General features: G+C 63.4%; 11 protein-coding genes. 5 read left to right on the top strand and 6 right to left on the bottom strand.

Annotated elements, in window-relative coordinates; genetic code table 11:
* Positions 1 to 285: 285 nt before the first annotated feature.
* From AC3WN7_RS27700 to AC3WN7_RS27680, 5 genes are all read left to right on the top strand, one after another.
* On the top strand, positions 286 to 1,449 hold the full coding sequence (locus AC3WN7_RS27700; RefSeq protein ID WP_102675758.1) for a thiolase C-terminal domain-containing protein: 1,164 nt from the start codon (positions 286 to 288) through the stop codon (positions 1,447 to 1,449).
* 63 nt (positions 1,450 to 1,512) lie between these two features.
* Complete coding sequence (locus tag AC3WN7_RS27695) at positions 1,513 to 3,342, top strand: DUF1302 domain-containing protein (RefSeq protein WP_095966191.1); 1,830 nt, start codon at positions 1,513 to 1,515, stop codon at positions 3,340 to 3,342.
* 31 nt (positions 3,343 to 3,373) lie between these two features.
* The gene (locus AC3WN7_RS27690; protein ID WP_102675757.1) at positions 3,374 to 4,735 is read left to right on the top strand and encodes a DUF1329 domain-containing protein; all 1,362 of its coding nucleotides are present in this window, start codon (positions 3,374 to 3,376) and stop codon (positions 4,733 to 4,735) included.
* A 76-nt stretch (positions 4,736 to 4,811) separates the two neighbouring features.
* On the top strand, positions 4,812 to 5,888 hold the full coding sequence (locus tag AC3WN7_RS27685) for a WD40/YVTN/BNR-like repeat-containing protein (protein WP_102675756.1): 1,077 nt from the start codon (positions 4,812 to 4,814) through the stop codon (positions 5,886 to 5,888).
* 36 nt (positions 5,889 to 5,924) lie between these two features.
* Positions 5,925 to 8,360, top strand: coding sequence for an efflux RND transporter permease subunit (locus AC3WN7_RS27680; protein ID WP_102675755.1), 2,436 nt, complete (start codon positions 5,925 to 5,927; stop codon positions 8,358 to 8,360).
* A 705-nt stretch (positions 8,361 to 9,065) separates the two neighbouring features.
* On the opposite strand, the gene AC3WN7_RS27675 is transcribed toward AC3WN7_RS27680, so the two are convergent.
* The 6 genes from AC3WN7_RS27675 to AC3WN7_RS27650 form a co-directional block, all read right to left on the bottom strand.
* The gene (locus tag AC3WN7_RS27675) at positions 9,066 to 10,340 is read right to left on the bottom strand and encodes an anaerobic sulfatase maturase (protein WP_102675754.1); all 1,275 of its coding nucleotides are present in this window, start codon (positions 10,338 to 10,340) and stop codon (positions 9,066 to 9,068) included.
* Positions 10,340 to 11,173, bottom strand: a complete 834-nt coding sequence (locus tag AC3WN7_RS27670) for an SDR family NAD(P)-dependent oxidoreductase (protein WP_095966185.1) — start codon at positions 11,171 to 11,173, stop codon at positions 10,340 to 10,342. Before AC3WN7_RS27670 ends, AC3WN7_RS27675 begins: the two co-directional genes overlap by 1 nt.
* A 26-nt stretch (positions 11,174 to 11,199) precedes the next feature.
* Complete coding sequence (locus AC3WN7_RS27665) at positions 11,200 to 13,563, bottom strand: arylsulfatase (RefSeq protein ID WP_102675753.1); 2,364 nt, start codon at positions 13,561 to 13,563, stop codon at positions 11,200 to 11,202.
* A 71-nt stretch (positions 13,564 to 13,634) separates the two neighbouring features.
* A complete protein-coding gene (locus AC3WN7_RS27660) occupies positions 13,635 to 14,111 on the bottom strand; it encodes a 2,4'-dihydroxyacetophenone dioxygenase family protein (RefSeq protein WP_095966183.1) in 477 nt (158 codons plus the stop codon).
* 120 nt (positions 14,112 to 14,231) lie between these two features.
* Positions 14,232 to 14,633, bottom strand: a complete 402-nt coding sequence (locus tag AC3WN7_RS27655) for a hypothetical protein (protein WP_102675752.1) — start codon at positions 14,631 to 14,633, stop codon at positions 14,232 to 14,234.
* A gap of 30 nt (positions 14,634 to 14,663) precedes the next feature.
* On the bottom strand, positions 14,664 to 15,479 hold an 816-nt coding region (locus AC3WN7_RS27650), incomplete at its 5' end, for an SDR family NAD(P)-dependent oxidoreductase (protein WP_256585809.1).

Genomic DNA, 15,479 nt, shown 5'->3' with positions numbered 1-15,479 from the left:
TGGCTTGCCAGCGATGGTCGTTAACGATAACGCGTGTGAGCTGGATGAACGCGGCGCGCTTGAGTCCATCGCCAGCAGGCTGGCTCCTGCAGTTCTCCGGAAATGCTTGAAGAACCTTCCCCCCCCCTTGTTCTTCCACCCCCCCTGACGATGGGGGGGTTGGATCGCGCCTGACCGATAGTCTGGACCTCACTTGAAGCAACCCGGCCCGGCGGATTGCCGCTTGCCGAGCGTTGCTCGAAGACAAGAGAGGATCGGCATCAGCCGACTATCGAGGTAAGGCGTATGAGTCAAAGCGTGCTGATTGCGGGGGTGGGCATGTCTGCGTTCGTCCCGCTGGGCGCTGGCGACAGTGTCGCTGCGTTGGCGGGCAGGGCGATTCGCCAGGCGCTCGACGATGCACGCATTGACTATGACCTGGTCGACCAGGTGTTCAGTGCCTGCGTCAGCAGCGCAGTCGGTTGCACTGAGCAGGTCCTGGCCCAGATCGGCCTGACCGGTGTCCCGGTGTTTTCCCTCGCGGACGGCTGCTCGGCAGCCAGCAGTGCCTTGCAGCTGGCGCGTCACAGCGTGTTGTCCGGTCAGGCCGAATGCGCATTGGCACTGGGCTTTGAATGCATGCCGTCGAACGTTACCCATCGCGCCTTCTTTGGTCTGGACGACAGCGCGCCGCAGGCCTGGGACGGCCTTGGCCAGCCCGAAGCCTGCCAGGCTCATTTTGCCCGGCGCGAGCATCCGGCCGCGCTGTTCGCGGCCCAGACCAGTTGGTTGCTGACCCGCATGGGCGTGGCCCAGAGCAGCTTCGAGCAGGTCCTCAGCCAGGCCCGGAACAAGGCCATGCTCAACCCCATGGCCGTGCTCAACCGCTGTACGGCACTCGATGGCTGGCGGGCTCGCTACCTTTGCCCGCCAGCGAGCGGGGCGGCGGCGGTGCTGCTGTGTACCCCGGGTTTTCTGGCCCGCTACGGCGCCCGCGGTGGTGTGGCAGTCAGGGCCTGTGTGCGCGGTAGCGACCTGGCCTCCGAGCAGGAGTCCGGCTGTGTGCTCGATGTGCTGGGGCGCGCCACGACCCGGCGGGTTGCGCAACTGGCGTATGAGCACGCCGGTATCGGTGCCGACGAGATTGAGGCCGTGGAGCTGCATGACCAGAGCGTCGGCGACTTCATGGTGTACAGCGCCGCCCTGGGTTTGTGCCGGGAGGAAGGTATCGACGGCTTCGTGCGCGAACGGCGCAACAGCCGCGGCACCCCGGTCGATGTCTGTGCCTCCGGCGGATTGCTCGGTCGCGGCCATGCCCCGGGAGCAACGGGGCTGGCGCAAATCACTGAATTGGTCTGGCAGTTGCGCGGTACGGCGCCGTCCAGGCACGACAACGGTGTCCGGACGGCCCTTGCGCACAACGCGGCGCTGGGTCGTTCGGTATCGGTAACCATCCTGCAGCGCACCTAAGGACAGCGTCGCAGTGCCGTTTCAATGCGTTTTCATGAACCACAGAGAAGGTGAGCCCGTTAGATGAACAACAACAATAAGATCTGCCATGCAAACCTGCGTCGAGGGCTTTTGGCTACAGCAATCCTGGCCGGGATGGGCATCGCGCCCGCTCAAGCCCTGGAAATCGATACGGGCAACGAAGACCTGTCGGTGCGTTTCGACAACACCTTCAAGCTCAACTACGGCCAGCGCGTGGAAAGTGCCAACAGCAAGCTGGCCAACAGCTGGAACAACAATGACGGCAACCGCAACTTCTCATCGGGCAGTGCGGTGTCCCAGCGCCTGGACGTGCTCTCGGAACTGGACGTGGTCTACAAGCAGAAGGCCGGCTTTCGCGTCAGTGCCAACAGCTGGTACGACCATGCCTATGACAATGTCGGCAGTGCCAACGCCTCGACCAACCAGCTGAACAACGGCGTACCGGACTCACGCCATATCAGCGGTTATGCCGACCGTTACTACAACGGACCGTCTGCGGAAATCCTCGATGCTTTCGTGTTTGGCAGCACCGAGGTCGGTGACGAAACCCTGCTCAGCGCCAAGCTGGGCAGCCATACCCAGTACTGGGGCGAAAGTATCCTGGCCTTCGCCCACGGCAACAGTTATGGCCAGTCGGGCCTGGACATCACCAAGGGGCTGACAGTGCCGGGCACCGAGGCCAAGGAACTGTTCATCCCGCGCAACCAGTTGTCCAGCAGCCTGACCTTTGGCCCGGAGCTGACCCTGAGCGCCCAGTACTTCCTCGGTTGGGACGCCTCGCGCCTGCCGGAATCGGGTACCTACCTGGGGTTCAACGACGGCATCCAGAGTGGCGGGCACAACCTGTCGCTGATCGGTGGCCGCAACCCACTCTTCGGTGCTCCCGGCCCCATCGGCGCCAATGAGTTCCTGCGGCTGACCAACGGCCACACCTTCACCCCGGACAATCACGGCGACTTCGGCCTGATGGCCAAGTGGAGCCCGCAATGGCTGGACGGGACCCTGGGCTTCTACTACCGCAACACCTCGGACATCCTGCCCAACCTGGTCCTGCAGCCGACCGCTGTCGGCCCGGCGCAGCTGATCTCGGGCAACATCGGCAGCTACAACCAGTTCTACGTCGATGATATCGATATCTACGGCATCAGCCTGTCCAAGAGCATCGCCGGGGTCAGCGTCGGTTTCGACCTCAACTACCGCGAGAACATGCCGCTGGCCAGTGTCGCCGCCACCGTCAGCCCGGCCGCGGCCGCCGCCGGTCTGCCCGGATTCATCGGCAGTTTCGATGGCAACAACGGCGTGGCCCGAGGCAACACCGTGCATGCGGTGCTCAACGGCCTGACCACCTTCGCCGACACACCGGTGTGGGACAGCGCCTCGCTGCTGGTGGAACTGGGCTACAGCCGCTGGCTGGACGTGACCGACAACAAGCAGCTGTTCAAGGGTGAGGACTGGTACCGCGGCGTGGACAAGGTCAGCAAGGACAACTACGTCATCGGCGTCAATTTCAACCCGACCTGGTATCAGGTTTTTCCCGGCATCGATTTCTACATGCCGGCCACCTACAACGTTGGCCTCAATGGCAACTCCGCCGTCCAGATGGGGGGCAACGAAGACTCCGGAAGCTATTCGATCGGCGTTGGCATGGACGTGCACAACCAGTATCGCTTCGACCTGAAGTACGTGGACAACTTCGGTCCGTTCGATACCTGCGACCGCGCCGGCAATGCCGGCAGCCAGGGAGAGGGTGCCGCCCCCGGCGCCAATGGCCAGTACAACTGCACCCCGGGGCAGGCCACAGCCTTTGGCGGTACATCGGCCCAGCTCAAGGATCGCGGCATGGTCACCTTCACCTTCAAAACGACTATCTGATCGAACGTTGCCAGGCAACAGGAGAGACCCCATGAAACTTGCCCAATCCGTATTGGCCGCAGCCCTTGCGCTGGCGGTGACCGGTGCCGCCCACGCGGCCGTATCTTCCGACCAGGCCACCCGGCTTGGCAGCACATTGACCGGCGTCGGCGCCGAGAAGGCCGGCAATGCCGACGGCAGCATCCCGGCCTATACCGGTGGCCTGACCCAGGCGCCGGCCAGCTACCAGGCGGGCAGCTCGTTTCGCCCCGACCCCTTCGAAAGTGAAAAGCCGCTGACGGTGATCAACGCCGGTAATGCTGCCCAGTATGCCGGCAAGATGACAGCCTCGACCCAGGAACTGCTCAAGCGCTTCCCGTCGTTCCGCGTCGATGTCTACCCGACCCACCGTACCGTGGCCATGCCTCAGCGATTGCTGGACAACACGGCGAAAAACGCGGTCGGGACCAAAACCACCGAGGGCGGGGTAGCCCTGGACAATGCGTTGCCGGGCGTGCCGTTCCCGATCCCCGCCGATGGCTATGAAGCCATGTGGAACCACCTGCTGCGCTATCAGGGCTTTGCGCTGAACTCCAAGTACGATTCCTGGAACGTCGATTCCTCGGGCAGGGCGACCCTGGCCACCACCGGCAACGCCTACATCGAGTACCCGCTGTACGACCCGGCCCGTACCACGGCGGCCAACGAGAGCGACGTGTTCTTCAAGACCAAGCTGTATTACCAGGGCCCGGCACGCCGTGCCGGTGAAGCCATCCTGGTGGTCGATGCGGTCAACCCGCTCAAGCAAGGCCGCCGTGGCTGGCAGTACCTGCCGGGTCAACGCCGGGTGAAGCTGGCGCCGGACATCGCCTACGACACGCCGAACCCGGGGTCGGCCGGCAGTTCGACCTATGACGATTCCTGGGTGTTCAACGGTGCCCTGGACCGTTACGACTTCAAGCTGGTGGGCAAGAAGGAAATGTACGTCCCGTACAACACCTACAAGTTGAACTACCACAAGGTGGCTGCGGACGTGACCACTCCCAACCACGTCAATCCCGACCTGATGCGTTGGGAACTGCACCGCGTGTGGGTCGTGGAGGCGACCCTGAAGCCGGGCAAGCGCCACATCTACAGCAAGCGCACCTTCTACCTCGATGAGGACAGCTGGATTGCCCTGGCTTCGGACGAATACGACGCCAGCGGCAAGCTGTACCGCGGCGCCTTTGCCCACATGGCCTACAGCTACGACGTGCAGGCGCCGAACTCGGACAACCATATGTTCTACGACTTCGTCACCGGTAGCTACAACATTACCGGGATGTACGGGCCGTACGGTGGTGTGAAGTACATCGAGCCACTCTCCAAGGCCCAGTGGGCTCCGGAATCCCTGGCCGGTGCCGGAATCCGCTGACAGGACTCCATGTGGTATTTGCCATCGGGGAGAGGCCACGCCTCTTCCGGTGGCTTTTTTTATCCGGGAAACAGCGATGAATAAAATCAGATGGACAGTGCTCATTGCACTGAGTGCCGCGTTGGCCTTGCCTTTCACCCGTGCCGTGGTGGCGGCGGATTTCGCCGATACTCTCGACCGGCCGGCGTTGCAGACCGACAAGGCGCTGCATGGCATTTTCACGGGACTGGCCAGTGCCGGCGGGCGCCTGGTCGCGGTCGGCCAGCGTGGCCACATTTTCTATTCGGACGATGCAGGCCGGCAATGGCGTCAAGCCAGGGTACCGGTCAGCTCTGACCTGGTGGCCGTGCATTTCCCCAGTCCTTCCCAGGGCTGGGCCGTCGGCCATGACGGCGTGGTGTTGCACAGCAGCGACGCGGGCGAAAGCTGGAGCCGTCAATTCGACGGCCGTGACGTCGGCTCGACCCTGCTCGCGTATTACCGCAAGCAGGCTGCGGCTCGCCCGGACGACGAGGCGGTCGCCAGCTTGTTGGCCGATGCCCAGCGCATGTTCGAAGAGGGCGCCGACAAGCCGTTCCTCGATGTGTGGTTCGAGAATGACCAGGTCGGTTACATCGTCGGCGCCTTCAACCTGATTTTCCGTACCGACAATGGTGGCCGCAACTGGACGCCGTGGCTGGACCGGACCGACAACCCCAGTGCCTTGAACCTGTACGCCTTGCGCCCGGCTGGCAATGAACTGTTCGTTGTCGGCGAGCAGGGCCTGGTGCTCAAGTTCGACCCGGCCAGCGAGCGTTTCAAGGCCACCCCCACGCCCTACAACGGCAGTTTTTTCGGCATTGTCGGCAAGCCCGGCGCGGTGCTGGTGTTCGGCCTGCGCGGCAACGCCTACCGCAGCGTCGATGGCGGCGCCCACTGGAACCAGGTCGAGCTTGGCCTGCCCCTGAGCATCACCGCCGGCACGGTCACTGCAGACGGCCGGATCATCCTGCTGAGCCAGGCCGGCCATGTCCTGGTCAGCAACGACGACGGCGCAAGTTTCAAGCTGCAGGCGAAAAACGGCCTGGCGCCGGTGGCCGCAGCGCAAGTGACAACGGCCGGTGCACTGGTACTGGCCGGCGCCCGCGGTCTTCGCCAGCTCCCCCTCGAATAAGCCCACCTGCGTACAACAAAAGAGACAAGACACGATATGGGTACCTACGAACTCGATACGATGCCGGTGGTGCGGGAGCTCAAGGGCTTCGACGCCCGTTCCGGCAACCTGCTCGAACGCTTGATCTTCAACAACCGCCTGCTGGTGGTGCTGAGTTGCCTGGTGATCACCGTGCTGCTCGGTTACTTCGCAGCCACTCGCCTGAGCCTGACGGCCAGCTTCGAAAAAATGCTGCCGCAAAGCCAGCCGTTCATTCAGAACTACCTGGAAAACCGCCAGTCCTTGCGCGGGCTCGGCAATGCGGTACGGGTGGTGGTGGAAAACACCGAAGGCGATATCTTCGACCCGCAATACCTCGATGTGCTCAAGCAGATCAACGACACCCTGTTCGTGACCCCGGGTGTGGACCGTGCCTGGGTCAAGTCGCTGTGGACACCGGCGGTGCGCTGGACCGAAGTGACCGAAGAGGGGTTTCGCGGCGGGCCGGTGATGCCCGATGCCTACGACGGCTCGGCCAAGGGCGTCGAGCAGCTGCGCTTGAACATTGCCCGATCCGGCATCGTCGGCAGCCTGGTGGGCAACAACTTCAAGTCGAGCATGATTTTCGTGCCCCTGCTGGAGAAAGATCCGGTCACCGGCCAGGCCATCGACTACCACGCTTTCTCGCGGGTGCTCGAAGAGCAATTGCGTGACAAGTACGAGTTCGCCGGCAGCAGCGATGCCCATGCCCGGGGCGAGGAGGGCAAGGGCCCGATCAAGGTCCGCGTGATCGGCTTCGCCAAGCTGGTCGGCGACCTGATCGACGGCCTGGTGCTGGTGATGATGTACTTTGGCGCTGCTGCGCTGATCGCCACGTCGATCATCTATTTCTTCACCCGCTGTGTGCGCAGCACCACGCTGGTGATTCTCTGCTCGGTGATCGCCGTGGCCTGGCAACTGGGGCTGGTCGCGCTGATGGGCTATGCGCTCGACCCGTTCTCGATCCTGGTGCCGTTCCTGGTGTTCGCCATCGGCGTGTCCCATGGTGCGCAGAAAATGAACGGCATCATGCAGGATGTAGGGCGCGGCACACACCAACTGGTGGCGGCGCGCTACACCTTTCGCCGCCTGTTCCTCGCTGGGCTGACGGCCTTGCTCGCCGATGCGGTCGGATTTGCCGTGCTGATGCTGATCGACATCCCGGTGATCCAGGACCTGGCCGTCACCGCCAGCATCGGTGTGGCGGTGTTGATCTTCACCAACCTGGTGCTGTTGCCGGTGCTGCTGTCGTATTGCGGTGTCAGTCGCAAGGCGGCGGCGCGCAGCCTGCGTCAGGAAGACAAGGAACTGCACGGCAAGGGCCTGGGCAATCTGTGGAGCCTGCTCGACCGCTTCACCGAACGCCGCTGGGCCACAGTCGCCGTGATCGTCGCCGGGTTGCTGGCGGCGGGCGGGTTCATGGTCAGTACCCAGCTGCAGATCGGCGACCTTGACCCGGGTGCGCCCGAGCTGCGCGCAGACTCCCGCTACAATCGCGACAATGCCTACATCACCGACAACTACTCGCTGTCCAGCGACCAGTTCGCCGTGATGGTCAAGACCGCGAGCGAAGGTTGCCTGAAGTACGAGACCCTGGTCGAGGCTGACCGTCTCGGCTGGCTGCTGCAACAGCAGCCGGGGGTGCAGACCACCGTGTCGCTGGTCAACGCCGTACGGCAGATCACCGCGGGTTCCTATGAAGGCAACCCGAAGATGCTGACCATCGCGCGCAATCAGGACGTACTCAACTATGGCGCGCAACAGGCCTCGGTGAACAACCCGGAACTGTTCAACAGCGACTGCTCGATGATGCCGGTGGTGGCCTACCTGGCCGACCACAAGGCACAGACCCTCGAACATGTGGTCAGTGTCGCCGGGGCCTTCGCTCGCGAGCACAGCAACGGTGAACGCCAGTTCATGCTCGCGGCCGGCAGCGCGGGGATCGAAGCGGCGACCAACATCGTGGTCCGCGAGGCCAACCGCACCATGCTGGTGTACGTGTATGGCGCGGTGATCGTGCTGTGCTTCATCACCTTTCGCAGCTGGCGCGCGGTCGTGGTGGCGGTGGTGCCCTTGATGCTGACGTCAGTGCTCTGCGAGGCGTTGATGGTGTGTCTTGGCATGGGCGTGAAAGTGGCCACCCTGCCGGTGATCGCCCTGGGCGTGGGGATCGGCGTGGATTACGCGCTGTACCTGCTCAGCGTGCAGCTGGCCCAGCAGCGTGCCGGCCTGTCGTTGACCGAGGCTTACAAGAACTCGGTGGCGTTCACCGGCAAGGTGGTCGCTCTGGTGGGCATCACCCTGGCGGCGGGCGTCATCACCTGGGCCTGGTCGCCGATCAAGTTCCAGGCGGATATGGGGATCCTGCTGACCTTCATGTTCATCTGGAACATGATTGGGGCGTTGGTGCTGATACCGGCGTTGTCGCATTTCTTGCTCAGGAAGGCTCGCTAATCTGTCGGCGATCTTTTGATCTTGATCTTGGCGGCCTTCGGGCCGACCAGGCTCTCTGTTCGCGCACGTATCCATTCCTGCGGTAACGACCGCTAATGGTTCCGCCCTTACTGCGAGCTTGCTCGCGATGGAGGTCAACGATGATGCGGGGAGCCTGACACCCCGAGGTGCTCTCGGGTTTTTCGTCGGAACGCCGCCCGGAGCAAGCTCGCTCCTACAGAGCCCGCCGCCATCCATCGCCGTACGCGGCTAACCCGGCATCCATGCCGGGTTGCCCACTACGCAGAACCGGAACGAAGCCTCACGAGGGAGCAGGAAGATCAAAAGCCAAAGTCAGAACGAGGCGATCTGGTTACGGGTCTTTCTGCGATCCCGTTGTGTGAGCGAGCCTGCTCGCGAATACGATTTAGCGGTTGACGTTATTTCGTGAGTACCCCTGATCCCATGTGGGAGCGGGCTTGCTCGCGAAGGCGGCCTGCCAGTCGGACTGATGTTGGCGGATGTACCAGGACCCTGTGGGAGCTGGCTTGCCTGCGATGACTAGCGTCAGGCGATGTATGTTTTGAGGGTGGTGTACATATCCATTCCTGCGTTAACCGCCGGTGGCTATTACCGCAGAAATGGATATGTACTCAGAGAATGAATCCCGGGACGCCTGTCAGGCCGCCTTCGCGGGCAAGCCCGCTCCCACAGTCCCCCAACCCATTATCGCGCTGGCTTGAGCGGTACGATCAGCGGGCCGTCGAAGGCCTGCATGATCAGCGAAGCGGGCTGGTCATGGCTGATCAACTGGGCCATGGCGTTCATGTAGGGCGTCAGGTGGCGGAAGTATTTCTTGTAGGCGGGGCACAGGTAGTTCAGTCCCGGCTCGCCGTTGGGCGCGGTCATGAACCGGTTCTTCGGGCATTCGCCGTGGCAGGCGAAGCGGTAGTCGCATTGCTGGCACAAGGTCGGCAACGTGGTTTCCTTGGCCGCGCCGAACGCCTTCTGGGCCGGGGAGGCGAGCAGGGTGGCCGGGTCATCTTCCTGGAGATTGCCCAGGCGATACTCCGGGTACATGAAGTGGTCGCAGGAGTAGACGCTGCCGTCATGTTCGACGATCGCTGCCTTGCCGCAGCGCGGGCTGAACAGGCACACCGAAGGCGCCAGCTGGCACCAGGCCGCCAGGGCCCATTCGAAGTTCATCACATGGATGTCGCCGACGTCATGGCGCACCCATTCGTTGAAGATGGCGATGAGAAAGTCGCCATAACGCTCGGGTTCGACACTCTGCGCCGTGACCACCCCGGGTTCGTCCACGGCATGCAGTCGCAGCTCCGGCGGCGTGGCGAAACTCAGGCCCTGCTTGACGTCCGCTGCGCCTGGAAGGCGTTCGACCACCGGGTTGAACTGGATATGCCGCACGCCCTGGGCCTTGAGAAAACCATAGATTTCCAGCGGATGAGTCGCCACGTCGCGGGCCACGGTGACCAGCACGTTGAACGGCACCCCGTGTTTCTTCAGCAGGCCCAGGCCAGCCATGACCGCATCGAAACTGGAGCGGCCACGCTTGTCCGGTCGGTAGAGGTCGTGGACCTCACGCGGCCCGTCAAGGCTCAGGCCGACCATGAAACCCTCGCGGGCGAGGAAGGCACACCACTGGTCATCGAGCAGGGTGCCGTTGGTTTGCAGGGTATTGCGGATGACCTTGCCAGCGCCAAACTCGCGCTGACAGGCCACCGCCCGCTGGAAAAAATCCAGGCCCAGCAAGGTCGGCTCGCCGCCTTGCCAGGTGAACTCCACTTCGGGGCTGGGTTGCGCGGCGATGTAACCCTGGATGTACGCGCGCAACACCTCGTCGGACATGCGAAAGCGCTCTCTGGGCGGGTACAACTGCTCCTTTTCCAGGTAGAAGCAGTAGCTGCAATCGAGGTTGCAGATCGGACCGACCGGCTTGGCCATCAAGTGCAACCCTTGCACGACAGGAGAAGCGCTCGCCATCAGAGAAACCCGACCTTGCGCGCATCGCTCAGCACGAAGCGACGCAACAGGCCCAGGGACAGCCGACGCAAGTGGTACAGCACCTTCGCAAAGGGCCCGACCAGCAACAGGTCCTGGCTCTTTTGCACCGCGCGGACCATGCCTTCGGCGACCACCTCGGGCCCGCAGCCCTTGGTCTGATAGTACTTGTGCAGTCGCGTGAGCTGGGCTTCGTCGACCGAGGGCGAGACGTTGTTGCGGGCATGGGTGATCGGCGTATTGATGATGCCGGGACAGACCGTGGTCACGCAGATATCGCTGTCGGCCAGCTCCATCTTGAGCACTTCGTTGAACCCGAACACCGCATGCTTGGAGGCGGCATAAGCCGCCATCGTCGGCGACGGGTACAGACCGGCCGCCGACGCCACGTTGAGCACATGGCGCGGCCCGCCGGCCTTGAGCATCTGCGGGATGAAGTGATAGCAGCCATGCACCACCCCCATCACGTTGATGTCCAGCACCCGCTGCCAGTGGGCCAGGTCGCTTTGCAGGAACTGGCCCAGGTAGCCGATGCCGGCGTTGTTGATCAGCACGTCGAGCGCCCCGAGCGAGGCATGGAGCTTCTCGGCCAGTTCCCGCACGGCTTCGCTGCTGGAGACATCGAGCTGATGGATGGTGCAGCGGGAACCGAGGGCCTCGACGTCCATTTGCACCTGCCTGAGCGCAACGAGATTGATGTCGGTGGCAATGATCAGGGCGCCCCGGCGGGCGAATGCCAGCGCGGCGGCGCGACCGATGCCGGAAGCGGCGCCAGTGATCAGGACGTTCTTGTTTTTAAGTTCGGTGGTGGCCATGGGAATCTCCTGGGCAGGGCAAGGGTTCAGGGCAAGTAAGCGACATGCACGTCGTCGACCTTGCCGTTGAAAGCGAACGGCGCGCGGTCGAAGTAATCCAGGGCGACCGGCGAGCCGAGGTCCTGGGCCACGTCAAAGGTTTCGCTGGCGGTGAAGGTGAATGCCGGGGTGAACGGCGTCACGCCGCTGGCGACTTCCTGCCCCCCCAGGCGCAGGCTCAGATTGGCCGGCGCGCCCAGTTTGGTCGTGCTCATTTGGGTCAACACTTCGATGTTGGCTTTACCGGCCGGCACGCGTTCGGTCGAGCGCAGCTTGACCCGGGCAATGGCCAGGGCGTTGTACTCGTAGACCAGAAAACCATCGTCCAGGTACAGGCTGACACCGCCACCGATCCCGCCCATGGCATACAACACGCCACTGGCCTTGGCCGGCACGTCGGCCGTCACCAGTACCCGGTTGTTGCGGCTGCGCAGGTTGGGGGCGGTGAACTCCGGGAAGCGCTGGGTGCGATCGCTGAAATTCCATTCGTGTTTGTCGGTACCCGGGCGTACATCCGGGTTCATGAAGGGAAACAGACCGGCGCCGATCGGGTAGACGTGGTTGGCCTTGGCCTGGGTATCGAACTCGGCCTTCAGCTCAGCCAGTTTTTCCGGGTGGCTGGCCGCCACGTCCGTGGCTTGCGAGTAGTCGTTGCCAAGGTCATACAGCGCCCACTGGTCGTTGTCCGGGTTCCAGCCCATGAACTGGGCAAACCCTTGCACCCAGGGTTTGCGCGGGCCGAATACCGAGGCGATCCAGCCGTCCTTGTAGATGCCACGGCTGCCGAGCACTTCGAAGTACTGCGGGGGCTTGCGCGACTTTGCATCGGCCTCGGCAAAGGTGTAGCGCAGGCTGACGCCGTCCATCGGGTCCTGCTCGACGCCGTTGACCACCTTGGGCGCGCTGATGTCGAGGAGGTCGTAGACGGTCGGGACAATGTCGTTGACGTGGTGAAACTGCCCGCGGACCTTGGCATCGGCCTTGATCTGCTTGGGCCAGGAGACCGCCATTGGCGTGCGCGTGCCGCCGAAGTAGCCCGCCACCAGCTTGGTCCCGATAAACGGGCCCGAACCCGCCCAGGCCCAGGCGGCGTTGTACATGCTCTCGAGTTTCGGGCCGCCGAGGGCCGACAGGCCACCGTAGCTGCCGTTGAGCACCTTGAGCTGCTGCTCCTTGGGCACCGGAATGCCGTTCTGCGCCAGCAGTTCGTTGATGGTGCCTTCCATGCCTTCGGCCGAGGCCCCATTGTCACCGAGCACGTAGAAAATCAGGGTGTTGTCGCGTTTACCCTGCAGTTCCAGCTCGTCGAGGATCTTCCCGGCCTGGGTATCGGCATGCTCGAGGAAGCCTGCGTAAACCTCCATCAGGCGCGCCTGGTATTGCTTTTGCCCGGCGTCGAGGCTGTCCCAGGCAGGCAGTTCGGCGGGGCGCGGGGTCAGCCTGGCGTCCTTGGGAATGAAGCCCATGGCTTTCTGGCGGGCGAAGGTCTGCTCGCGATACACATCCCAGCCAGCGTCGAACTTGCCCTTGTACTTGTCGGCCCATTGGGCGTTGACCTGGTGCGGGCCGTGCACGGCACCGGGGGCCCAATACATGAAGAAGGGTTTGTCCGGGGCGTAGGTCTTGTGGTCCTGCAGCCAGTTCACCGCGCGGTTGGCCAGGTCTTCGCTGAGATGGTACTTGGGATCGCGAGGCGGTTCGATCGGCGTGGTGTTGCGGTACAGGCGCGGCTCGTACTGGGAGGTTTCCCCGGCCATGAAGCCATAGAAGTGTTCAAAGCCATAGCCGGTCGGCCAGCTGTCGAACGGTCCGGCGGCGGTGGTTTCCGACGTCGGTGTGTTGTGCCATTTGCCGAAGGCGGCGGTGCTGTAGCCGTATTGCTTGAGCACTTCGGCCATGGTCGCCGAACTCTTGGGAATCTTGCCGGTGTAGCCGTCCCAATCGGTGGCCAGCTCGGCGATCACGCCATTGCCGACCCGGTGGTGATTGCGTCCGGTCAACAGGGCGGCACGGGTGGCCGAGCTGATGGCGGTGGTATGGAAGGCGTTGTAACGCACACCGCTGTCGGCCACCCGGCTCAGGGTCGGGGTGTGGATGGCGCCGCCAACCGTGTCGGCCTGGGCGAAACCGGCGTCATCGAGCATGATCACCAGGATGTTCGGTGCACCGGCCGGCACATGGGACTGGGCCTGGCGCTTCTGGTGATGGGAATCCTGCAGGGTCGGCCCGGCGGTGCTGGCCGAAGGCGTCGGCGCGAAAGGCAGGGTGTCCTGGGCGCAGGCGACGGAGCTCGCCAGCAGCATGCTCACCTTCAGTGTGAAATGCCCGGTGCGCGCAAACTTCTGAATCATGGAAGACTCCTGTTCTTGTTGTTGGCGGAGTGAGTGGGGCGCCCCCCTCGGGGAGGGGCGCCGGGTATCGGTCACACCGAAAAACTGGTGATGTCCTTGGGCTGGATGTCGTTGGCCTCGCAGTAGGCCAGGTAGCGCTGCACGCTGGTCTTCCAGTTCTCGATGGCAACGATGTTGTCGTTTTCGTCCATGTACATGAGATCGCCCAGGGTGACGTTGAACGTGATCACCTCGTCGCCGTGCTCGGGCAGGCCGATGGGCGTATGGCTGGTGGCGGCCGTCTCGAACACCACGCCACCTTCGGTGGAGATCCAGTCGTGTTCGAGGTACTTCCAGCCACCCTTGATGGTGTAGACGATCACGGTGCCGGAGTGGTGGTGCTTGGGCAGGGTCATGCTGGCGGGTGCCTTGAGCAGGGTAATGACCTCGCCACGCACCGGATCGCACTTGATGTACTTGATGAGCACGTCGTCGTTGTAAGGCGCGAAAGGCACCCAGGGCAGGTCGTCGGCGTTGATGGCGGCGGTATCGATGCTTTCATACAGCATGGTGGTGCTCCTCGGATGGGCCGTTGGCGGCAGGTGGATGTTCTGAGTGGCATCGTGCGGGAGCGGGCAGAAATTACCCCCCCGGCGACGAGGGGGGTGGGCGATGCGCGCGATCTTCAATCAGTGCAATGGCGAGAGGGCTTGCGCCGAACGGGTGCTGCTCAGGTAGCGCCAGAACAGCAGGGCAAAGACGATGTCGCTCGCCGCCAGTGTCGGCAGTGGCCAGGCAATGGTGCCCGCCAGCCAGTGGCTGGTGATGACCGCGACCACGAGGATCTTCAGCGCAATCCCCAACACGATGTAGGGGCGATAGCGCACCGGGTCGCGGCTGATCATCCAGTAGGCCCAGCCGAACATCAGCACCACGATCATGGTGATCTGGATGAACAGGCCGGTGGTCGGGGTCATCTGCAAGCCCATCAGTTGGGCCACCGGCTGCGTGGCCACCAGCAAGGGCAGGCCCGCCAGGATGTTGAAGCCGGCGGCGATACTGAACAGGGTACGGGCGTAAGCGTTGGACATGGAGTACTCCTCGATAGGGTCAGACAAGGCTCAGCCCAGCAGCCTGAGCAGGGTGGGGTAGCGGTTGGGGAACAATCGGCTTAGCCAGAACATAGTGCTGGACTTGTTGCCGGTGATGACCCGGCGGCTGCCGTGGCGCATGCCGTGGATGATGTCGGCGGCGCAGTCGGCGGGCGGGGTCAGCAGCATCTTGTCGGCCAGGCGGGCGAACTTCGCTTCCTCCTCGCCTGCAGCCTTGCAGCGCCGGCCCGCCCGCTCGATGTTGGTCCTGATACCGCCGGGGTGGACGCTGATGGCGCGCACGCCGCTGCCCCTGAGTTCGGCCCAGAGGCATTCGGTCAGGCCGCGCACGGCGAACTTCGACATGTTGTAGGCGCTTTGCGTGGGGTAGCTGAGCAGGCCGAACACGCTGGAAATGTTGACGATGCAACCTTCACGCTGGGCCAGCATCGTCGGCAGGAAGGCCTTGGTGCCGTACAGCACGCCCCACAGGTTGATGCCCAGTTGCCACTCGAACTCTTCGATGCTGGTGTTGGCCACGGTGCCGATCACCGTGGCGCCGGCATTGTTGATGACGTAGTGAACCGTGCCGAAATCGCGCATGACCTCTTCGGCATGCTCCTGGAATGCCGACCAGGACGAAACATCCAGCGTGTAGCCCCGGGCCTGGCTCGCTTCAGGGAGCAAGCCCAGGGTGGCATCGAGGCTCGAACGGTCGATGTCCGAGAGCGCCAGCAGCGCTCCCTCCCGGGCCAGTTGCACAGCCAGTTCGCGACCGATACCGGAGCCGGCGCCGCTGATCACCACCACTTTGTTGTTGAACATCTTGGCTACCTCTTTCATGGC

The sequence above is a fragment of the Pseudomonas sp. FW305-70 genome, assembly GCF_058783925.1.
The sequence above is the reverse complement of the archived record's forward strand: the minus strand, read 5'-3'. Positions and strand labels throughout refer to the sequence as shown.